At 58.4% G+C, this 20,370-nt stretch carries 16 protein-coding genes and 1 pseudogene; 7 read left to right on the top strand and 10 right to left on the bottom strand.

What is annotated here, in order from left to right:
* The first annotated feature begins 11 nt into the window (after positions 1 to 11).
* Positions 12 to 1,166, top strand: coding sequence for a THUMP domain-containing class I SAM-dependent RNA methyltransferase (locus AAC01S_RS03370; protein WP_067618769.1), 1,155 nt, complete (start codon positions 12 to 14; stop codon positions 1,164 to 1,166).
* A 263-nt stretch (positions 1,167 to 1,429) separates the two neighbouring features.
* Positions 1,430 to 4,154: pseudogene (gene acnA, locus AAC01S_RS03365) on the top strand (aconitate hydratase AcnA).
* Between the two features lie 90 nt (positions 4,155 to 4,244).
* On the opposite strand, the gene AAC01S_RS19165 reads toward acnA, so the two are convergent.
* Positions 4,245 to 4,403: a hypothetical protein gene (locus AAC01S_RS19165; RefSeq protein ID WP_157071030.1), complete on the bottom strand. Its 159-nt coding sequence runs from the start codon at positions 4,401 to 4,403 to the stop codon at positions 4,245 to 4,247.
* A gap of 254 nt (positions 4,404 to 4,657) precedes the next feature.
* Here AAC01S_RS19165 and AAC01S_RS03360 point away from each other — a divergent pair, with 254 nt between their 5' ends.
* The gene (locus AAC01S_RS03360) at positions 4,658 to 5,596 is read left to right on the top strand and encodes an aldo/keto reductase (protein WP_245630052.1); all 939 of its coding nucleotides are present in this window, start codon (positions 4,658 to 4,660) and stop codon (positions 5,594 to 5,596) included.
* 96 nt (positions 5,597 to 5,692) lie between these two features.
* On the opposite strand, the gene AAC01S_RS03355 is transcribed toward AAC01S_RS03360, so the two are convergent.
* On the bottom strand, positions 5,693 to 6,859 hold the full coding sequence (locus AAC01S_RS03355) for an iron-containing alcohol dehydrogenase (RefSeq protein ID WP_067618767.1): 1,167 nt from the start codon (positions 6,857 to 6,859) through the stop codon (positions 5,693 to 5,695).
* Between the two features lie 185 nt (positions 6,860 to 7,044).
* Between AAC01S_RS03355 and AAC01S_RS03350 the strand changes: the two genes are divergently transcribed.
* Together AAC01S_RS03350 and AAC01S_RS03345 are read left to right on the top strand one after the other, a co-directional pair.
* Positions 7,045 to 7,953, top strand: coding sequence for an EamA family transporter (locus AAC01S_RS03350; protein WP_067618765.1), 909 nt, complete (start codon positions 7,045 to 7,047; stop codon positions 7,951 to 7,953).
* An 89-nt stretch (positions 7,954 to 8,042) separates the two neighbouring features.
* The gene (locus AAC01S_RS03345) at positions 8,043 to 9,335 is read left to right on the top strand and encodes a BaiN/RdsA family NAD(P)/FAD-dependent oxidoreductase (protein WP_067618762.1); all 1,293 of its coding nucleotides are present in this window, start codon (positions 8,043 to 8,045) and stop codon (positions 9,333 to 9,335) included.
* On the opposite strand, the gene AAC01S_RS03340 is transcribed toward AAC01S_RS03345, so the two are convergent.
* Entirely contained in the window at positions 9,244 to 10,410 is a 1,167-nt protein-coding gene (locus AAC01S_RS03340) for an MFS transporter (RefSeq protein ID WP_067618755.1), read from the bottom strand. The two genes, AAC01S_RS03345 and AAC01S_RS03340, sit on opposite strands and share 92 nt — an antisense overlap.
* 76 nt (positions 10,411 to 10,486) lie before the next feature.
* Entirely contained in the window at positions 10,487 to 10,672 is a 186-nt protein-coding gene (locus AAC01S_RS03335) for a hypothetical protein (protein WP_067618754.1), read from the bottom strand.
* A 101-nt stretch (positions 10,673 to 10,773) separates the two neighbouring features.
* On the opposite strand from AAC01S_RS03335, the gene AAC01S_RS03330 reads away from it, so the two are divergent.
* Positions 10,774 to 11,397: a Maf family protein gene (locus tag AAC01S_RS03330; RefSeq protein WP_169793999.1), complete on the top strand. Its 624-nt coding sequence runs from the start codon at positions 10,774 to 10,776 to the stop codon at positions 11,395 to 11,397.
* 25 nt (positions 11,398 to 11,422) lie between these two features.
* Here AAC01S_RS03330 and AAC01S_RS03325 read toward each other — a convergent pair whose 3' ends face one another.
* Positions 11,423 to 12,598 carry a trans-sulfuration enzyme family protein gene (locus AAC01S_RS03325; RefSeq protein WP_067618751.1) on the bottom strand — a complete coding sequence of 392 codons (1,176 nt, stop codon included), beginning with the start codon at positions 12,596 to 12,598 and terminating at the stop codon, positions 11,423 to 11,425.
* A 183-nt stretch (positions 12,599 to 12,781) separates the two neighbouring features.
* On the opposite strand from AAC01S_RS03325, the gene AAC01S_RS03320 reads away from it, so the two are divergent.
* On the top strand, positions 12,782 to 13,723 hold the full coding sequence (locus AAC01S_RS03320) for a DMT family transporter (RefSeq protein ID WP_245630051.1): 942 nt from the start codon (positions 12,782 to 12,784) through the stop codon (positions 13,721 to 13,723).
* On the opposite strand, the gene AAC01S_RS03315 is transcribed toward AAC01S_RS03320, so the two are convergent.
* From AAC01S_RS03315 to AAC01S_RS03295, 5 genes are all read right to left on the bottom strand, one after another.
* A complete protein-coding gene (locus tag AAC01S_RS03315) occupies positions 13,664 to 14,032 on the bottom strand; it encodes a DUF423 domain-containing protein (RefSeq protein ID WP_067618748.1) in 369 nt (122 codons plus the stop codon). The two genes, AAC01S_RS03320 and AAC01S_RS03315, sit on opposite strands and share 60 nt — an antisense overlap.
* Before the next feature lie 41 nt (positions 14,033 to 14,073).
* A complete protein-coding gene (locus tag AAC01S_RS03310; RefSeq protein WP_067618743.1) occupies positions 14,074 to 15,507 on the bottom strand; it encodes an amidase family protein in 1,434 nt (477 codons plus the stop codon).
* Between the two features lie 917 nt (positions 15,508 to 16,424).
* A complete protein-coding gene (locus AAC01S_RS03305) occupies positions 16,425 to 17,174 on the bottom strand; it encodes a hypothetical protein (protein ID WP_067618741.1) in 750 nt (249 codons plus the stop codon).
* Between the two features lie 269 nt (positions 17,175 to 17,443).
* Positions 17,444 to 18,403, bottom strand: a complete 960-nt coding sequence (gene trxB / locus AAC01S_RS03300; RefSeq protein ID WP_067618739.1) for a thioredoxin-disulfide reductase — start codon at positions 18,401 to 18,403, stop codon at positions 17,444 to 17,446.
* A 27-nt stretch (positions 18,404 to 18,430) separates the two neighbouring features.
* Entirely contained in the window at positions 18,431 to 20,314 is a 1,884-nt protein-coding gene (locus tag AAC01S_RS03295) for a CoA-binding protein (RefSeq protein WP_067618736.1), read from the bottom strand.
* Positions 20,315 to 20,370 lie beyond the last annotated feature (56 nt).

Genomic DNA, 20,370 nt, shown 5'->3' with positions numbered 1-20,370 from the left:
CGATATAGCGAATGACATTTCAGATTGTGGCGACGTGCGCGTTCGGGCTCGAAGCGTTGACGGCGCGTGAATTGCAATTGCTTGGTTACGAGACGCAGAGCGAAAACGGCCTGGTGCGTTTTCAAGGCGATGCCGCGGCCGTCGCGAGAGCAAACCTCTGGCTCCGTACCGCTGAACGCGTGTTTATTGAACTTGCGTCTTTCCCTGCGATCACGTTTGAAGACCTCTATCAAGGCGTTTCCGCCATCGACTGGGCTGACATCCTGCCTCGCGACGCCAACTTCCCCGTCGTCGGCAAGTCAGTCAAGAGCACCTTGCACAGCGTGCCGGCTTGCCAAAGCATCGTGAAGCGAGCCATCGTCGACAGTCTGCAGAAGGCGTACCACCAGATGACGTTTGCGGAGACCGGATCGACATATAAAGTGGAGGTTTCCATCGTCAAAGACGTCGCCACCTTGCGTTTGGACACCAGCGGAAGCGGACTCCACCGGCGTGGCTATCGCCTGCTCAACGCCGTCGCGCCCTTGCGCGAAACACTGGCGGCCGCGCTCGTCCTGCTGAGTCGATGGGATGCCCACCGTCCCTTCCGCGATCCGCTCTGCGGCTCTGGCACCATCGCGATCGAGGCCGCCATGTACGGCCTTCGCATCGCGCCGGGCCTGCTTCGCACGTTCGACGCCGAAGACTGGACCATCGTCGGCGAACGCCCGTTTGACGAGGCTCGCGACGAAGCGAAGGCGGCCCGGCGACACGTTGAACTCGACGTCGTCGCTTCCGACATCGATGACGAGGTGCTGGAGTTGGCCCGCCGACACGTCAATTATGCCGATCTCGAAGATGTCATCCGCATCGAACGCGCCGACGCCCGCAAAATCCAACCGCGCGAACAGTATGGGTGCATCATCAGCAATCCGCCGTACGGAGAGCGGTTGATGACCATCGACGAGACGGAGCGGCTGTACAAGGAGCTCGGCCGCAATTTCCGCACCCTCGACACGTGGTCCGTTTTCATCCTGACCTCTCATCCGCAATTTGAACGGCTGTACGGCCTTCGGGCGGACAAACGCCGGAAATTGTACAACGGTCGCATTGAGACCCAGTTGTTTCAGTATCTCGGACCGCTGCCGCCGCATCCTGTGAAATCGGATTCCACAGCTTCGCCGTGATCGCAGAAAGCGCCGGAAGATTGGCCTTTTTGGACGCGTTTGGACGACCGAATGCTATCTTGCACAGCCGTCTAATTGGTAGTAGAGTGACAAAGGACTCTTTTCCTCGGACAGCCATCAACCTTCGTCGCATACCGCCCAAGCCGTCCGGTTGATTTCGATAACCTTCGATGGCCCCATCGGTATTTTTGATGATGGTTCGACAATCTGTCGCCGAAATCGCACAATGATCACATGACATGATAGGAAGAGGAGTGACACACATGGGGACAAATCATAATCTGTTTGATGCCAAACAGAAACTTGCCGTGGGCGACAAGTCCTATACGTACTATCGCCTTGGCGCCCTCTCCGACAATGGAGTCGCGGACATTTCACGTCTGCCGCTCTCCATCAAGATTCTCTTGGAAGCCGTCCTTCGCCAATACGACGGCCGCGTCATCACGGAAGAGCACGTGCGTCAATTGGCCAACTGGAACGCGAAAGAGCCCGAGAAGGCGGACGTTCCGTTCAAGCCCGCTCGCATCCTGCTGCAAGACCTTTACGGGTGTGCCTTGCGTGGTCGATCTCGCCGCACTGCGCTCAGCGATGCATCGCTTGGGCGGCAATCCGGACCGCATCAACCCGTTGATTCCGGTGGACCTGGTCATCGACCACTCGGTGCAAGTCGACGCGTTCGGATCGAAAGAAGCGCTCGAGTTCAACATCAGCCGCGAGTTTGAACGGAACGAAGAGCGTTACAAGTTCCTCCGCTGGGCACAAAAGGCGTTTGACAACTTCCGCGCCGTTCCGCCAGGCATGGGTATCGTGCACCAGGTGAACCTGGAGTACCTGGCCCGCGTCGTGCAAGAACGCACGGTCAACGGAGAGCAAGTCGTCTTCCCGGACAGCTTGGTCGGCACCGACTCGCACACGACCATGATCAACGGCGTCGGCGTGCTTGGTTGGGGCGTCGGCGGCATCGAAGCGGAAGCGTGTATGCTCGGACAGCCTCTGTATCTCCTGCAGCCGGAAGTGATTGGATTCAAACTGACCGGCAAGCTTCCTGAAGGCGCAACGGCTACGGATCTCGCCTTGACGGTCGTCAACATGCTGCGCAAAAAGGGTGTCGTCGGCAAGTTCGTCGAGTTCTACGGCGCTGGCCTGTCGAACATCTCGGTTGCGGATCGCGCGACCATTGCCAACATGGGTCCTGAGTACGGCGCGACCATGGGCTTCTTCCCTGTTGACGCCGAAACCCTCAACTATTTGCGCAGCACGGGCCGCGACGAAGAACTGATTGCCCTCGTCGAGCGTTACACGAAAAAACAAGGCTTGTTCCGCACCGACGACATGGCCGATCCGGTATTCACCGACACGCTGGAACTGGATCTGGGCGACGTTCAACCGTCCTTGGCAGGTCCGAAACGCCCGCAGGACAAGATCCTGTTGAAGGACATGAAGCACACGTTCGAAGAAGCTCTCGCGAAGCCGATCAGCGAAGGCGGCTTTGGCCTTGGCGACGCGAAGGACAAAGTTGCGACTGTCAAGTACAGCGACGGAGCTACAGCCGAATTGCATCAGGGCGCGTTGGTGATTGCAGCCATCACGAGCTGCACAAACACATCCAATCCATCCGTGATGGTCGGCGCTGGTTTGCTTGCGAAAAAAGCGGCTGAAAAGGGGCTGACGACGCCTCGCTACGTCAAAACGTCGCTGGCGCCGGGATCGCGCGTCGTCACCGACTATCTCGAGAAGGCTGATCTGCTGCAGCCGCTCGCTGAACTTGGTTTTGACGTGGTCGGTTACGGTTGTACGACCTGTATCGGCAACAGCGGGCCATTGCCGGATGAAGTCAGTTCGGCGATTCAGGAGAACGACCTGCTCGTGTCGGCCGTGCTCTCAGGCAACCGGAACTTCGAGGGCCGCATTCACTCGCTGGTCAAGGCCAACTACTTGGCATCGCCGCCACTCGTGGTAGCCTACGCGCTCGCAGGTACGGTCGATATCGATCTCACCAGCGAACCGATTGGCAAGGACAAGAATGGCAACGACGTATTCCTGAAGGACATTTGGCCGTCGAACGAAGAGGTTCAAGAGACGATTCGCAAAGTCATCAATCCGGAAATGTTCCGCGAACAATACAACGGCGTGTTCAACAGCAACGAACGCTGGAACGCATTGGAAACGCCGGAAGGCGAACTGTACGCTTGGGATGAGCAGTCGACGTACATTCAAGAACCTCCGTTCTTTGTGGGTTTGACGGCAGATGTGCCAGATATCCAGGAAATTCGCGATGCTCGCGTACTTGCGTTCCTCGGCGACTCCGTGACGACGGACCACATCTCGCCGGCTGGCAGCATCGCGCAAAACAGCCCTGCTGGTAAGTATCTGCAGGAGCACAACGTCGAGCCATACGATTTCAACTCGTACGGATCGCGCCGAGGCAATCACGAAGTCATGATGCGCGGCACGTTTGCGAACATTCGAATTCGCAACAAGGTTGCGCCGGGTACCGAGGGTGGTTATACCACCTATTTCCCGACTGGCGAAGTCACGTCAATTTACGATGCAGCGATGAAGTACCAAGAAAATGGTCAACCGCTGGTCGTCATCGCCGGCAAGGAGTACGGAACCGGATCGTCGCGCGACTGGGCAGCCAAAGGCACGTTCTTGCTCGGTGTGCGCGCGGTGATCGCCGAAAGCTTTGAACGGATCCACCGCAGCAATCTCGTTGGCATGGGCGTGCTGCCTTTGGAATTCGTCCAAGGTGAAAGTGCGGCGACGCACGGTTTGACAGGCCGCGAGTCCTTCACGATTCTCGGACTCAGCAACGACCTGCAACCGAGATCGACGGTCGACGTGCAAGTGAAGCGGGAAGACGGATCGACCTTCACATTCAAAGCCAATGTCCGTCTCGACAGCGACATCGAGGTCGAATACTATCGCAACGGCGGTATCCTGCAGACCGTCCTGCGCAACTTCGTCCGCGAAGAACAAGGCGCGTAATCGCCTGATTCGACGCTGTCCAACGCGACATCTGACGAAATGGCAAGAGACCGTTCACGAGCAATCCGTTGCCGTGAGCGGTCTTTTTTGTCAGCCCTCCACTTCGATCCTCCCCACACACCACAGATCCGTACAACGTATCAGCACAAAGACGCCAACGCGCAGGATCACCGCCGCGAACAGGGTGTCGCGCAAGCCAATCGAGTCGCCGAGCAAGCCGCCGGCGACGGTGCCGGCGAGCGTACACATGGAAGTCCCGACTGATTGATCATACTCCCACGCTGGTGTACGTTGGAGGAGCGATGAGAAATCCGCTTGCCCACTGTCTGTTCACAGTGGCATCGCTTCCTTGGGATTTGTGCCTCAGGAGGCTTTCTGCGTGTATCGTGTTTCCTGTCTTTCCAACGGAAAAAGTGTACCCCTCAGTGCTCCTTTGTGAAATTCCTGTCGTAATAAGCGATTTCTAACCCATTCAACGATACTGGGACCTGGAGGCGTGAGTGATGATGAAATACAGACCGTATGCGGACACGGGCAAAGAGGTGTCGGAAGTCGGATTTGGCGCGTGGCAATTGGGCAATGCCGTGGATTGGACGGCCATGTCGGACGACAACGCCATCTCCCTCGTTCACCACGCCATCGACGATGGCTGCAACTACTTTGACACGGCTCCAGGTTATGGACGCGGCAACAGCGAGACGTTACTTGGGCGCGCCTTGGCGGGCCGTCGACACGACGTTGTCATCAACACAAAGTGCGGGCACCACGCGGACGGAACGACCGATTTCTCGCCGGAACGCATACGCGAGTCGGTGGAATCCAGCCTGCGGCGCCTGCAAACGGACTACCTGGATTCGGTTCTCTTACATAATCCATCCTTCGACATGTTGAACGGTGGAAGTCCACAGTTTGAAGTGCTTGCCCGGCTTCGCGAAGAAGGCAAAATACTGGCGTATGGCGCTTCCGTCGACTCCAGCCGCGAGATGTTCGAGGTCGTGCGAACGTCCGGAAGCACCGTGATGGAAGTGCTGTTCAATATCTTTCATCAGGAGACGCGCCTCGCGTTTGATGAAGCGCACGCGAAAGGAATCGCGCTCGTCGTCAAAGTTCCGCTCGATTCTGGTTGGCTGTCCGGAAAGTACCATCGCAAGAGTGAGTTCAGTGGCATTCGGAGTCGTTGGCCGAAGGACGTGATCGAGCGGCGAGCCGCCTTGGTTGAAGAGTTGGCCCGATTGCTCCAAGGCCAAGCTTCCGTACTGGAAGCCGCACTCTCGTTCATCCTCGCTCAAGAGGCCGTCACGACGGTGATACCTGGCTGCAAATCGATCCAGCAATGGGACACCAACCGCGCGGCTGCGTACCACGGGTTGTCGCCGGCGATGGTCGAGCAGATTCAGGCATTCTGGGAAGAGCGTCTCGCGAAGGATCCGCTGCCTTGGTGAGCCAAAGCTGCGAGAACGGGTGGGATTGGACGGGACGGGCGGGTGGAGGGGGCGCGATCTCGTCGCCATCCCCCGCCTGCTTCCCATCGGCGGCCTTTACAGCGCCGCTTCGAGGATCTTGTAGACGTCGTCTTTGCCGAGTTTCTTGAAGTTGCCGATCTCGCCGAACCGGACCGCCTGGCTTGCCATCCGATCCAGTTGATCGCTGCCGATGTCGTAGTCGGCGAGGCGCTGCGGCGCGCCGATGGACTGGTAGAACTCCCGAACCTTCGCGATGGCGATGTCGGCCAATTGGTCGTCCGACTTGCCGGTGCCATCCACGCCGAACACGTATTTCGCGAGCGACGCGAAACGGGACGGATTGACGCTCTTCGTGTACTCCATCCAGTGCGGGAAGATGATGGCCAAGCCGCCGCCGTGCGGAATGTCGTAAATGGCGCTGATTTCGTGTTCAATCGCGTGGCATGCCCAGTCGCCGCGCAAGCCCATGTTGATCATGCCATTCAAGGCCATGGTCGAGCAGTACATCATCGTCTCGCGGGCGTCGTAATCGTCCGGGTGATCGATGGCCAACTTGGCGTTGTCGACAATCGTCTTCATGACGGCCTCAATCAAATGCTGTTGCAGCGGCGTATGCCGGGTTGGGTGGAAATAGTGCTCGAAACAGTGCGCGAGCATGTCGCACGTACCGTAGATGGTCTGATCCTTCGGAACGGTGTAGGTGTTCTCCGGATCGCAGAAGGAAAACACAGGGAATGTGTATTCCGATCCGCCGCCGACTTTCTCCTTCGTTTCCCAATTGGTGATAACGCCGCCGGAATTCATCTCGGAGCCCGTCGCCGCGAGCGTCAGAATCGTGCCGAGCGGCAGAGCGCCGGTCGCTTTCCCCTTGCGGACATAGATGTCCCAGACGTCGCCGTCGTACTTGACGCCCATGGCGATGGCCTTGGCGCAATCGAGAACAGACCCGCCGCCGACGGCCAAAATCAAATCGACATTTTCCGCCCGACAGATATCGATGCCCTTATGTACTGTGGTCAAGCGCGGATTGGGTTCGACGCCAGCCAACTCGAAAATCGTCACGCCAGCTTCCTTCAAGATTCCGACGACCTTGTCATAGAGGCCGTTGCGCTTGATGCTGCCGCCTCCGTAGAGAAGCAAGACACACTTGCCGATCCGAGTCACCTCGTCGGCCAGGTACTTTTCAATTTGACCTTTGCCGTAATACAACGTGGTTGGGTTGTGAAAACGGAATGCGTCCACGGAAATAGCCTCCTTTGAATCGTCACACGTGTATCCCGGAAAGCTGCAGCCATCGCGGGTTTCATGCGGTTCATTTCTATTGTACCAAGTGATTGCCGTCTCCTCCAAACTGAGTCGACTTCGTCTAATCATGGGCCTCGGGCATATACATGAGGTTGTCCGCACGTTTTCAAGGGGGTGCTCGAATGGGGCAGATAGCGGCACTCGCAAGCGCATTGTCCTACGCGCTCTCCTATTGCTTTCTCAGAAAGGGACAGGCACAGGCGACGCCGCCGGACTTTGGCCTGCTGCCTGTCCTCTTCATCAGCGCGTTCGCATTGGACGCCGTCTGGGCCATCCAGTTCGCATTCGCGGAGCACGCCAGGCCGGCGGCCGAAACAGACTTCACATCCCGCGGAATGCTTTGGGCCTGCCTCTCCGGACTGACTGCGACGCTCTGCGGACGGCTGCTCCTGTATAACGCCATCGATCGCCTCGGAGCCACTCGCAGCGTCATCCTGAAGGGCATCAGTCCGCTGGCGACGATGCTGACGGTCGTGATCGCGCTCGATCAAGACCTTTCCGAGAACGACTATCTTGGCCTTCTTGCCGTATTCGTGGCGATGGCCTTGCTCTTTCTCGAACGCGTCCTCCATCCGCCGGAAGAGCGCTCAATTCGCTTCTTCCAGAACGCCGTTGTCATTGGAGTCGCCGCGGCGCTGCTGCAAGGCATCGGTCACGCCATGCGCCAACTCGGCGTGGAGAACGGCCTCTCCGCCTCCGTCGCTTCGGCCTTGGACATCACGACGGCCTGCGTCGTCTACATGTCGTTGCTCGCCGTCACCGGCAAGTTGGGGCAACGGGTGAAATGGTACCGTGCACATGGATCCGTGTGGCTCATCGCGGCTGGGTTGAGCTCATCGGCTGGCGTGTTCCTGTTCTTTCTTGCGACGGCGTTCCTGCCAGTTTCGTCCGTAGCCATCCTCGTCGCCACAGAACCGTTGTTCGTTACCCTGTTGTCCGCAATCTTCTTCGCCAAGCTGGAGCGCCCCACTTGGTGGACGGGTGTCGCCGCGATCACGATGACCGCGAGCGTCCTCTTTCTCACGCGATAGGGGCTGTCGAAGCTTGCCCTTGCCCACTGGCTTCACTACACTAGAATGACAGTTATCGATTCGGACGGCAGCGACGGAGGATGCGCGAGATGATGTATGACGTGATCGTGATTGGAGGCGGCCCAGCCGGGCTCATGGCCGCGATTTCGGCGAGATCGGCAGGCGCGCGTGTCGCGCTGATTGAAAAAGGGCATAAATTGGGACGAAAGCTGGGCATATCGGGCGGCGGCAGGTGCAATGTGACGAACGCCAAGCCCTTGCCGGAATTGATGGAAAACATCCCTGGCAACGCCAAGTTCCTGCATTCCGCGCTGAGCCAGTTTTCCAACGTCGACATCATGGAATTCTTCGAAGGCCTCGGCATCCGGTTGAAAGAGGAAGATCGGGGGCGCGTGTTCCCCGTGTCCAACGATGCCGCGACCGTCGTCAAAGCGGTGGTGGATCACGTCTACGCCCTGGGCGTCGAGGTGATGCTCGACACCCCGGTCGCGCGGCTGATGGCGAAGGATGGACAGATCCGCGGTGCGCGTTTGGCTGCGGGGCGCACGGTCGAGGGCAAGACGCTGATTGTGGCGACGGGCGGGTGCAGCGTCCCCAAGACAGGTAGCACGGGCGACGCGTATCCCTGGGTGCAAGCGTTGGGCCATACCATCGTCCCCCCGTATCCGACAGAGGTGCCGCTGACGTCGGACGAGCCGTTCATCGCGACGCGCAAGCTGCAAGGGCTGTCCTTGCGCGGGATCGACATCTCCATCTGGAACGAGAAAGGCAAGCGCCTCACAACGGAATACGGCGACATCCTGTTCACCCATCTTGGCATCAGCGGTCCTGCGGCGCTTCGCTGCAGCCATTACGTGTCGACTGCGCGGCGTCGCGATCCGGCTTGCCTCCTGCGGGCCACCATCGATACGATGCCCGACGTTCGACCGAACGAATGGCTGGAGTCGCTGATCTCGGCGCGCAAGGACCATCCTCGACGCTCCATCGGCAACCATCTGCAAACCACGCATCCGGAGCGGCTGGTCGCGTACATGCTGCACCAGGCGCAGGTCGCGGCGGACACGCAATTGACGCATCTCTCGCGCGAACACATGAACGCGTTGCAAACGGCCGTGAAAGCCTTGGCATTTCGAATCACCGGCACCCTGCCCTTGGAGCAGGCCACCGTGACAGGCGGCGGTATAAGTGTCAAGGAGATCAACCCGAAAACGATGGAGTCCAAGCTCTGCCGTGGATTGTACTTCGCGGGCGAAGTCATGGACGTTCATGCGCATACGGGCGGCTACAATATCACGGTCGCGTTTTCGACAGGTCGACTGGCTGGTCGCTCTGCGGCCTTGTCCGCCGTCGCCGAATCATCCCCAGATACAGTCCGGCAATGAGGAACATCGCTGCCGACAGCAGCATGACCCAATCAAAGTGATTGCCCTTCAACAGTCCCCCGCCCACGGACGATCCGATGGCATTGCCGACGCGCGTGCCAAAGACGCGCGTACCAAACATTTGCGAGAATTCGGTTGGCGAGACGGCGTCGAGGAAGAGACCGTCGACGATGGGCTGGGGGATGGCCGTCGCAATCGTGAGTAGAAAATAGAGACCGACAAATGCGGCAGTGGTGGTCGCAGCGACAAACGCGACGGTGAAGGCCGCGCTCAGCAGGTACGACATGACCAGCGTTGAACCGTGCCGCATTTTTCGCAACAGCGGCCGCACCAGATACGAGCCAACCGCGACCATGAACAGTCCGATGGCGTACACGATGGATGTCACAGCGGTGCTCGCGTGATGGCGTTCGCTTAAGAGCAATGTCGCAAACGGATTGAACAGCCCGCCTGCGACGCCGAAGAGGACGGCGTAGACGGCCATCTGCGTGAGCAGCTTCATCGGCAGGCCGCGCAGCGACTCGCGCCGTGTGTCGCTGGCTCGAACGAATGCGCGGATGATGGGTGCAATCAACGTGACGACGGCCGCGATGATCATCGTACTCTGCAGTCCAAACTTGGGTACGAGCCACCCGGCGCTCATCGCACCGATACCGATAATCACCATATAGAAGGCAGTGAAACGGCTGATCAGATGGGACTTTTCAAAGCCCGTGACGAGCAAATTCAAGACGACATTCTCCGTGCTCGCCAGCATTGCCCCTCCGATCCCGGAGACGGCTGTCGCGAGAAACCACAGCGGCAAGCTGTAAAAGAAAGCTGTCGCCGCCGCGCCAACGCCGATGAGCAGCGTGCCCAGTTTGAACAAACGCGTCGCGCCGACTCTATCAGCAACGGGTCCGGCGACGAACGCGCCCAATCCGCCAAAGATACCATTGACCGCAAAGAGATAACCGATATTTTGGTCCCCGATGTGCATGGACGCATAATAAAACGGCTGGGCATACTGAACAACGCCAATGCCCCAACTGAGAAACAGTTCACTCGCGAAATAACAAATGATTGCAGTTCGCATCGCATTTAGCTCCAATATGCAACTTTAGACCCAATGTCAACAGGCTGGGGATCCGCCCAGCCTGGCCGTAACCGATCTAGTCTTGAACGGACGCTCCGTATTCGCCGTCCACCGCACGCTGATATCGCCCGTTTTCCGGATTCCCGTGGCGTTCCGAATGGTCCGCCTTCTTGCCCTTTCGCATTGCGGCGCTCGCCTCTGCGCTCATCACTGGACCGCTTGCCTCGTCGCCGCGGCCAATCGACTTTCTTCGCGAAGTCATGGAACCGCCTCCTTAAGTCCAAGCTAACAATCAGGCATAATGTAACCATGCCAAGCCGTGGACATGCTCGGGAAACCATTCGAACAAAGGAAGATTTGCCCATGATGCCGTTAGAACTGATTCTCGCGTCTGGCTCGCCCCGCCGTCGCGATCTGTTGCAAAGCCTCGGACTCGAATTTTCTGTCGTTGCGACCGACGCAGACGAAACCATCCATCCCACGTGGACGCCGGCAGAGGCGGTTTGCCAACTGGCCCGGCGCAAGTCGAAAGCTGCGGCAGAACTGGCTCAGTCGGATGGTTCGCGGTCTGTCGTGATCGTCGCTGCCGACACAGTCGTCGTCATGAACGGGATGATCCTAGGAAAACCTGCCAACACCGATGAAGCTGTCTCTGTGCTGGAGCAACTGGCTGGTCAAACACACGAAGTCTTCACAGGCGTGTGCGTGTATGTACCCATGAACGAATACGTTGCGGCACAAGCGGTCCGGACGTCCGTGACGATGCGCCAGCGCGATTCGGACTGGATACGTTGGTATGTGTCCACCGGCGAGCCGATGGACAAGGCTGGATCGTACGCCATTCAAGGGTACGGAAGTCTGCTGGTCGAGCGAATTGACGGCGACTACTTCAATGTCGTCGGCCTGCCAGTCGGACATTTGGACGTCATGCTGGCCCAAATCGGACTTTCCTTGCGATCCTTCATCCGATCCCGCAAGCCGCAGTAACATCCGGCCGACTCGCCGCCTTGCTTCACCGCGACTTGCGGGAACCGACCAAGGCTTGTTCCGCGGCGGCATCCAGCGCCGTGTTCAAGTCGTCGATGAGATCGCCGATGTGTTCAATGCCAACCGACAACCGGATCAGTCGATCATTGACGCCGATCTGATTACGAATCTCCTCTGGGATATCCGCGTGGGTCTGACGCGCCGGATACGTCATCAACGATTCGACGCCCCCAAGACTCTCGGCAAACGTGATCAACTGAAGATTTTCCAGAACGAACGGAACCATGTCCGCGTGAATGACTTCGAACGACACCATCCCACCGAAACCGCTGGCCTGTCTCGCACACACGGCTTTACCAGGATGACCGTCCAAGCCTGGATAGAAGACCTTTGCCACGTCGTCCCGCGCTTCCAGCCAGGACGCGATGGCGGAGGCGTTCATCGTATGTCTCTCCATCCGCAGAGCCAACGTCTTCATGCCGCGAATCAGCAGCCACGCGTCCTGCGGACCAAGCACCGCGCCAATGGAGTTTTGAATGAAGTACATTTGATTGGCCAATTCGTCTGTGTTGACGACGACCAAGCCTGCAAGGACGTCGTTGTGTCCGCCAAGGTATTTGGTCGCGGAATGCACGACGATATCCGCGCCTAATTCAAGCGGCCGCTGATAGTACGGCGTCATGAACGTATTGTCGACGACGCACAGCCACCCCTTGGACTTGGCCAAATTTGCGCACGCCGCGATGTCGCTCACCTGCATCATCGGGTTGGTCGGCGTTTCGACAAACAGCATCTTCGTCGAGGGCGTCGCGGCCCTTTCGACAGCGGCGAGATCGCCCGTGTCCACATACGTCGCCGAAATCCCCATCGGCTTCAGCAGTTGCTCCAGCACCCGATAGGTTCCGCCGTAGAGATCGTTGGATACAACGACGTGATCGTTCGGCCGAAGAAGCGTCAGCACCGCATGGACAGCAGCCATTCCCGAAGCGAACGCAAAACCGCGAACACCGCACTCCAAATCGGCGATCGCGTCTTCCAGCACCTTTCGGGTCGGATTCAACGTGCGAGTATAGTCAAACCCCGTACTCTGCCCAAGCTTCGGGTGTGAATACGTGGTTGAATGATGGATTGGCAATGAAATCGCGCCTGTCGCCGGATCCTGGCGGTTTCCAATCTGCGCGAGTTTCGATTCTAACTTCATGTCCATTCGCCCTTTCGAATTCAAACAGAGGTCGGTCGAAATGATAGGAAAACTGTACAGATCATCCTATCCACAGTCAAGGCTTTACCGACCGCCAAAAGCGGCGTAGAGTGGTAAGAGACTATCTCACTGCGGCGGCCATAACGCGGCCGCGACAAAGCGCGATAAAGAGAGGAAACCTCCATGAACCGTTTGGCTCCCGAGCAAAGCGCGGCATCGAAGCCCTTACAAATGCTTTTCCTCATGATCGGTCTCGCGGCGGTGTCATTTTCGGCGATATTCATTGAATGGTCGACAGCTCCTGCCCCAATCATTGGCATGTACAGATTGTGGATGTCCGTCTGCGTCTTCCTGCCCGCGGCATGGCGCGCGAAGGGCCAATTGAAGGACATGACGCGGCGCGATTTCAGCCTCGTCCTGCTCTCCGGATTGTTTCTCGGTCTTCACTTTCTCTTTTGGATTCAATCGCTGAAGGAAACGTCGGTCGCGTCGTCGATGATCATCATTTCGTTGGAGCCGATTTTCGTCCTCATTGGCGCTTTTTTTCTATTCCGGGAACATATTCGGCTGCACGGCCTCGTATCGATGATCATCGCTATGCTCGGAGTCGTACTGGTTGCGTCAGGGGATTTTGGACGAGGCAGAGAACACGTTTACGGCGATGTCCTGTCGCTGATTGGCACGTTGGCCGTATCGGTGTATATGTTGGCTGGGCAGCAAGTCCGCAAGCGAGTGTCGAGTTCGCTGTACAACGTGCTCGTGTTCTTCGTGGCAGGCTTCGTGCTGTTTCTCTACAGTCTCGCGACAGCCAAACCGCTGCTCCACTACACAGGCCAAAACTGGCTGATGTTCGCGCTACTCGCGGTCGTATCCACCGTCCTTGGCCACGGCATTTTCAATTGGCTGCTCGACAGGGTGCGGGCAACCACCGTGGCCATGACGATTCTCGGCGAACCCGTGGTGGCCATCGTTTTCGCGATGCTGCTGCTCAATCAGCCCATCAACCTCTTGCAAGGCATCGGCGGTCTTGTCTGTTTGCTCAGCGTCTACTGGTTTTTGCGCTACTCAGCGAACAAGTCCGACGATAAAACATACCCACCCAGCCAGGAAACACAGTCCGCCTAGCGGAGTCAGTGCACCGATGGCCGCAGCCTTCGTACCCGTGGTGCTGAGAATGTACAAACTGCCTGAGAACAGCACCGTTCCAATGAAAAACAGCCAACCAGCCGCGTGCATCGACTTGCCGCCAATGTTGAGGCGAATCAAGATGCCGACCGCAATCAAGGCCAAGGCGTGATACATCTGGTACTGATCGCCCGTATGATACACGCTCAACATGTCGCTGGATATGCGACTGCTGATCACGTGTGCGCCAAACGCCCCCACCGCTACCGACAAAAACGCAAGGATACCGCCAATCACTGCAAATCCCATGGTTTAACCCCCATTTCGTCCGATCCGCCGCAGACCCGGATTCACAATTGCGGCGGTTTGCGACGCATCGTGCCTTGTTCGTAATCGTACGCCAGATGAATCAACTTGCCCTCGGAGAACGCCCGCCCCGTCAGCGTGAGCCCAAGCGGCATGCCGCTTGTCGTGTATCCCGCAGGTACCGTGATTGACGGATATCCCGCCTTCGCGGCGATGGCAGCGCCGTAGTTGTTCGGGAACGCCAGCGCGTCAAGTTGATGCGCATCCATGACGGCGTCGATCCCCTCGTTGCGCGACCACTGGAGATCGTTCAGTCGCTGGCGAATATATGTACCATCCTCCAACCGCCCGCTCGTCGCCTCAGCCATCTCGAAGATCGCTTGGCCATATTTCAGTGCCACCTCCGCATGCGCCTCGTTAAACCGAATCACATCCGCAAGCGTACGCACGGACAGCCACGGTTCCACCGTCTGCAAATAGCGGTTCAGCGCAACCTTGAATTCGTGGACAAGCACGTCGATGTTGCGACCCGCTTCGCTCTCCGCAATGTCGCAGTCGATCACGACCGCGCCAGCCCTTCGCAGGTCCTCGACGGCTGCCAGAAACACCTCGCGATTCTGCTCGTCCATCCCCTGATAATAGGCCGTCGGCAGGCCGATTCGCGCGCCATTCAATCCGCCGCGCCGCAGATAGGCCGGGTAGAATTGCGCCTGATGCCTGGTTGCCATAGTCGCTGCATCCGTCGGGTCCTCGCCGACCATCGCCTGCAACAAAATCGCCGCGTCCGCCACAGTGCGCGTCATCGGCCCGGCCGTATCCTGGCTCACCGCAATCGGAATAATCCCCGTCCGGCTCACCAGCCCCACCGTCGGCTTGATTCCCACCAGGGAATTGCTGCTTGCCGGGCTGAGAATCGAGCCGCTCGTCTCCGTCCCAATGGCCGCGACAGCAAAACCGGCAGCCACACCTGCGCCCGATCCAGCGCTGGATCCCCCCACATCCAAGGTCCCAGGACCGTACGGATTCCGCGTCTGTCCTCCCCGAGACGAGTAGCCGTTCGGCATGTGATCGCTGATGAAGTTGGCCCACTCCGTCAAATTCGCCTTGCCGATCATCACAGCGCCCTGCTCACGAAGTTTGCGCACAACCGTCGCATCCTTCGCCGCGTAATGTCCCTCAAGCGCCACAGACCCGGCAGTCGTCTGCATCATGTCTGCAGTGTCCAAGTTGTCTTTCACGAGAATCGGAATACCGTGCAGCGGCCCCCGCCAAACGCCTGCCCGAGCATCTCGATCCAGTCCTTCCGCAATCAGCAAGGCCTCAGGATTGACTTCGATCACCGCCCGCAACTCAGCCCCTGCCACATTGTGCCGGCCGATTTGTTCCAAACAAGCGGACACGAGTTCGACAGACGATACTTCTCCGCTCCGTTGTTTCTCCACCATTTCCTGGATAGTCCATTCCAGACATGTGCTCAAAAGAAACCCTCCTCTTGTCCGCTATTGTGCCATAACACAGGTCCAGCGCGAAATTTTCTTTGGAGGGCGGAGGTGAACGGAGTGGCGCGGGCGGGTGGTGTAGGCAGCGCGATCGCAGCGGAGCCGGGACACCTGGCCCACCGCCAACGAAGGTTGACGAAAATGAGTGGTCAAATAAGCGTCTCTCAGAGGCTTATTTTTCCGAAATGACCAAATGGAAAGCAAATAGGCGGCCTCAGACCGCCTATTTGTTCTCCCGCCGCCCGAATCTGGGCGGTTTCAGCAGGTTAAGCGGCTCACCGCCGCTTATTCAGCGCAAATCTTCTGTTTCGACACACTTAAGCGGCTCAGGACCGCTTATTCCCCACGTCTGCCCGAGATCGCGGCAAAACCGAGCCGCCTGGGCCGCAATAAGATAGATAATTTCCCTTACGGCAGCGCGATCGCAGCGGAGCCGAGACACCTGGCCGACCGCCAACGAAGGTTGGCGAAAATGAGTGGTCAAATAAGCGTCTCTCAGACGCTTATTTTTCCGAAATGACCAAATGGAAAGCAAATAGGCGGCCTCAGACCGCCTATTTGTTCTCCCGCCGCCCGAATCTGGGCGGTTTCAGCAGGTTAAGCGGCTCACCGCCGCTTATTCAGCGCAAATCTTCTGTTTCGACACACTTAAGCGGCTCAGGACCGCTTATTCCCCTCTTCCCCTCTTCCCCTCTTCCCCTCTTCCCCTCTTCCCCTCTTCCCCTCTTCCCCTCTTCCCCTCTTCCCCTCTTCCCCTCTTCCCCTCTTCCCCTCTTCCCCCACCCCTGGCATGCCTGCGTCAGCGCGCTTCCGACCGCGCGGGGCGACAAAAAAACCGCCTGGCCGCCTCTACGGCGGCGCAAGCGGTCACTTCACGCTAGCTTCACACTATTGGCTTATTGGTAATAGCCGAGGTCCTGTTGAATATGCTGACGGACCACCTGTGGATTCGTTCCAAATTGGCCAAATGCTCCATTTGGGGTATTCTGGGTCGCGTAGTAGCCGCCACCTTGGCCTTGATAACCACCGGCCTGCTGCGACGTGATGGTCCCGACCTGGTTTTGCAAATCGTTTTGGATATGTTGCTGAACGACTTGAGGATGCGTGCCAAACTGAGCGAGCGTCCCCGCGCCATAGTGCTGCGACGTACCGTACTGAGGCGTGCTGTACTGAGCCGTAGCGTACTGCGGCGTGCCGTAATGCTGGGTTCCGACTGAGGCGTTTCCGTAATGCGCCTGAATTTGCGCCGGAACGCTTTGCATGACTTGTTGGACAGAGCCCTGGCCAAACTGCCCGGTTGCATAACCTGCTTGGTTGTTGTATCCAGAGAGGTCTTGCTGAATATGCTGTTGAACCATCTGTGGATGTGTGCCGAATTGGCTCAATAAGCCGCCGCCGGAGAATGAATTCGTACCATAATAGTTGGATTGACCGCCGTGGTAGCCCAAATCCTGCGCGATCTGCTGCTGAACGACGCGTGGGTCGGTCCCACCTGCGTGCATGGGCGAACCGGCAAAGCTGGTGGCGGAAGGAGACAACTCGTTCGCGATGTGGGATCTCACTTCTTGCGGATTGCTGCCAAACTGGCGAAGCGTGTTGTACCCTTGTGTGCCAGGCTGGCCGCCAAACATCTGGTTTCCATACATGTCCGAACGTCAACTCCCTTGGATGTTGGTAGGTCTTTCGGATACAAGTATTTGTCTGTCTCGATTGCGCCATGCACCCTGATCCAGAAATTGCTCCATCCATTTCTATCCTTCGAGATCGGGTGCACCGCCGCCATTCGTCGTCCTTTTCAAAACGCAAACGGGGCCGTCGCGTGCCCTGCCAGCACATGGCGGCAGGCCGAGAACAGCCCCGTTCATCACAAGAACACTCAAAACACACAAAACACGCAACAACCGTTCCAGCGATGTTACGCGTTCATGGTCACGGACCAATCGTGCGCCATTTCGCCTTCCAGGTATTTTTCGACGTCCATCGCGGCTTTGCATCCCGATCCCGCTGCCGTGATCGCCTGACGATACCGGGAATCCATCACGTCTCCTGCGGCGAATACACCTTCGACTGACGTGGCAGTGGTGTTTCCTTTGGTGACGATGTAACCCAGTTCGTCGACTTCGACCTGCCCGTTCAAAAAGTCGGTGTTCGGGCGATGGCCGATCGCGACAAACACACCATCCGCCGGAATGTCCCGCGTCTCGCCGGTCGCGTTGTCGACCACGCGCAGCCCGGTGACCTTGGTGCCGTCGGACAGGACCTTCTGCGTGGTCACGTTCAATTCCCAGCGAATCTTGTCATTGGAGCGGGCGCGAGCCTGCATGACTTTCGAGGCGCGCAATTCTTCGCGGCGGTGGACAATCACGACCTCGGATGCAAATTTCGTTAAGAACGTCGCCTCTTCCATCGCCGAATCGCCGCCGCCGACGACGATGACGCGCTTGTTGCGGAAGAAGAACCCGTCGCAGGTGGCACATGTGGACACTCCGCGACCGATCAACTCGTTTTCGCCTTCGATGCCGAGCATCTTCGCCGACGCCCCGGTGGCGAGGATCAACGCGTCCGCGGTGTATTCGCGCTCCTTGTCCACCGTGACTCGGAACGGACGCTTGCTCAAATCGACGGACGTGGCGCGGCCCCGTTCGAACGTCGCGCCAAAACGCTGCGCCTGTTTCTTCATGGTCTCCATCAATTCCGGGCCCATGATGCCGTCGACAAAGCCAGGGAAATTCTCAATCTCGGTCGTCAACGTCAACTGTCCGCCCGGTTCGTCACCCTCGAAGACCAACGGCTCCAAGTCGGCGCGGGCGCTATATATCGCTGCGGTGTACCCAGCAGGTCCAGTTCCTAGAATGATGACTTTCCGATGCTCCATAGGTACCACTCTCCTCTTCCTGGTATTTTACACTGTCTTGCGGACGGCCTCCACTTCACCGCCGATGCAAATCGCTCGACCCTCTTCCAGGGTGAAGAGCAAGTCCGCTTTCGCGACCTCGTCCACGTCCTCCACCCATTGCGACAGTCTCAACATCGTATCGATCACAGTTTGCTCGTGCCCCTCCAATCCAGAATCCGGACTGTTGAGGCAGGCTTCGCCCCAGAGTCCCCGCGCGTCGGCATCGGTCAATGGGAGCAGCCGGACGGCTGGAATGGACGTCGTGGTTCGCTTGATCACGCCGCCGCCGCTCGCATTCGTGGCCAGGCGCAGACGGAGCAGCGGCCCAAACAGAGGATCGGTTTCGATGGCGACATTGAACAAGGCCCGCATGTCGACACCAGGCAATTCCTCCGGGACCGACGCGATCCCGATGGCACCCAAGGCCTCCCGAACCGTCGGCCACTCGATGCGCCGTCCATCAGCGCCGGATACCGCATCGATCACATCGCGCGCCCGCGCAGTGTCGATATCGGACAGTTCAGGAATGATGCCAGGGTCTTTCTCGCGATATTCATGGTACGCAGTCACTTTCGCGAGCGCACGGACCGCTTGTTCCGGAAAAGGATAAATCGGGATTTCGCGTTCCGAATCGACTTCGAGGAATCGCACCCGATAGTCGCCTGTCGTTAGGAAGTTCGCGACGACGGGCTTTTCGTATGGGTGTTTCTCGCCAGGCACGTGGGGATCGTTCGCGACCTCGCAAAGCGCCGCGGAAATGGCCACGCGCACCGCTTCTTCGTTCGTCGGCCCAACCGGCGTAAACAGGACGATCACCGCGTCAATCGACGGATCGCGCAGGACTTGCGGCAGTATCACCCGATAGCTTTCCGCCAACGACTCGAAGCCGATGTTCAACACCGGCGAGACGAAGTGCAGCCCTTCGCGCACCAGCCGATCCACCGTCATCACCGCACCCCCTGCCGTATTCGTGACGACGGCGACGCGGCGACCTGCGCGAATGGGGCCGGCGCCCAAGAGCACAGCGACATCGAACAGTTCCTGCAACGTATCGACGCGGATGACGCCTGCCTGGCGGAACATCGCTTCCACGGTTGCGTCCTCGGCAGCAACGGCGATGGTCCGGGTCGCCGCCACGTCAAGCCCGACCGGGGTTCTCGCGCTCTTCACCGCCAAAACGGGTTTCGTTCGCGTGATCCGGCGGGTGATTCTGGAAAAATTCCGCGGATTGCCGAACGACTCCAGGTAGAGCAAAATCATGTCGACACCGGGATCGGACTCCCAATGCTCCAACAAATCGTTGCCTGACACATCGGCTCGATTGCCAAGGCTGACAAACGAGGAAATACCGACCTGTATGTATGCGGCATAGTCAAGGATGGTGATGCCCAACGCGCCAGAGTGCGAGGCGATGGCGACCCGCCCATACTCTGGCACTTTCGGTGCGAAGCTGGCGTTCAGGCGCGTCTCTTCATCCATTTGAATGAGACCCAGGCTGTTTGGACCGATGAGTCTGCAGCCTGCCGAACGAAGCAACTCCAGCAATTCGCGCTCGAGTTCCAAGCCAGGCGGATCCATGTCGGAGAACCCGGACGAAACAATCATCACGTGCTTGACGCCTGCTTCGATGACATCTTTGGCCACATCGAGAATCTGGACGGCAGGTACGACGATCACGGCGAGATCGACAGGTTCGGGCACGTCGCGCAAGCTCGGGTACGCCTTGACGGACGCCACGGACTGCGCCGACGGATTCACAGGGTACACGGTGCCCCGAAAATCGCTGTTGAGAATATGTCGAAAGAGAACGTGCCCCAGCCTATCCGATCCGCGTGACGCGCCAACGACCGCGACGGTCTTCGGGTGAAAAAATCCGTCCAACGATGACACTTGTATGTCCCCTTTCATGGCGATGCTGCAAAAAGGCCGCCCCGGATACAGGGCGA

Origin of the sequence: Alicyclobacillus acidiphilus NBRC 100859 (genome assembly GCF_001544355.1) — a bacterium.
GTDB lineage: Bacteria > Bacillota > Bacilli > Alicyclobacillales > Alicyclobacillaceae > Alicyclobacillus > Alicyclobacillus acidiphilus.
Note: the sequence above shows the minus strand (reverse complement) of the source record. Positions and strands in the feature narration are given on the sequence as shown.

What these genes read in the sequence shown, in the direction of transcription:
- AAC01S_RS03370 (WP_067618769.1), top strand. Translation starts at nt 12, where the DNA reads ATGACATTTCAGATTGTGGCGACGTGCGCGTTCGGGCTCGAAGCGTTG.
- AAC01S_RS19165 (WP_157071030.1), bottom strand. Translation starts at nt 4,403, where the DNA reads ATGTGTACGCTCGCCGGCACCGTCGCCGGCGGCTTGCTCGGCGACTCG.
- AAC01S_RS03360 (WP_245630052.1), top strand. Translation starts at nt 4,658, where the DNA reads ATGATGAAATACAGACCGTATGCGGACACGGGCAAAGAGGTGTCGGAA.
- AAC01S_RS03350 (WP_067618765.1), top strand. Translation starts at nt 7,045, where the DNA reads ATGGGGCAGATAGCGGCACTCGCAAGCGCATTGTCCTACGCGCTCTCC.
- AAC01S_RS03345 (WP_067618762.1), top strand. Translation starts at nt 8,043, where the DNA reads ATGATGTATGACGTGATCGTGATTGGAGGCGGCCCAGCCGGGCTCATG.
- AAC01S_RS03340 (WP_067618755.1), bottom strand. Translation starts at nt 10,410, where the DNA reads ATGCGAACTGCAATCATTTGTTATTTCGCGAGTGAACTGTTTCTCAGT.
- AAC01S_RS03335 (WP_067618754.1), bottom strand. Translation starts at nt 10,672, where the DNA reads ATGACTTCGCGAAGAAAGTCGATTGGCCGCGGCGACGAGGCAAGCGGT.
- AAC01S_RS03330 (WP_169793999.1), top strand. Translation starts at nt 10,774, where the DNA reads ATGATGCCGTTAGAACTGATTCTCGCGTCTGGCTCGCCCCGCCGTCGC.
- AAC01S_RS03325 (WP_067618751.1), bottom strand. Translation starts at nt 12,598, where the DNA reads ATGAAGTTAGAATCGAAACTCGCGCAGATTGGAAACCGCCAGGATCCG.
- AAC01S_RS03320 (WP_245630051.1), top strand. Translation starts at nt 12,782, where the DNA reads ATGAACCGTTTGGCTCCCGAGCAAAGCGCGGCATCGAAGCCCTTACAA.
- AAC01S_RS03315 (WP_067618748.1), bottom strand. Translation starts at nt 14,032, where the DNA reads ATGGGATTTGCAGTGATTGGCGGTATCCTTGCGTTTTTGTCGGTAGCG.
- AAC01S_RS03305 (WP_067618741.1), bottom strand. Translation starts at nt 17,174, where the DNA reads ATGTATGGAAACCAGATGTTTGGCGGCCAGCCTGGCACACAAGGGTAC.
- trxB (WP_067618739.1), bottom strand. Translation starts at nt 18,403, where the DNA reads ATGGAGCATCGGAAAGTCATCATTCTAGGAACTGGACCTGCTGGGTAC.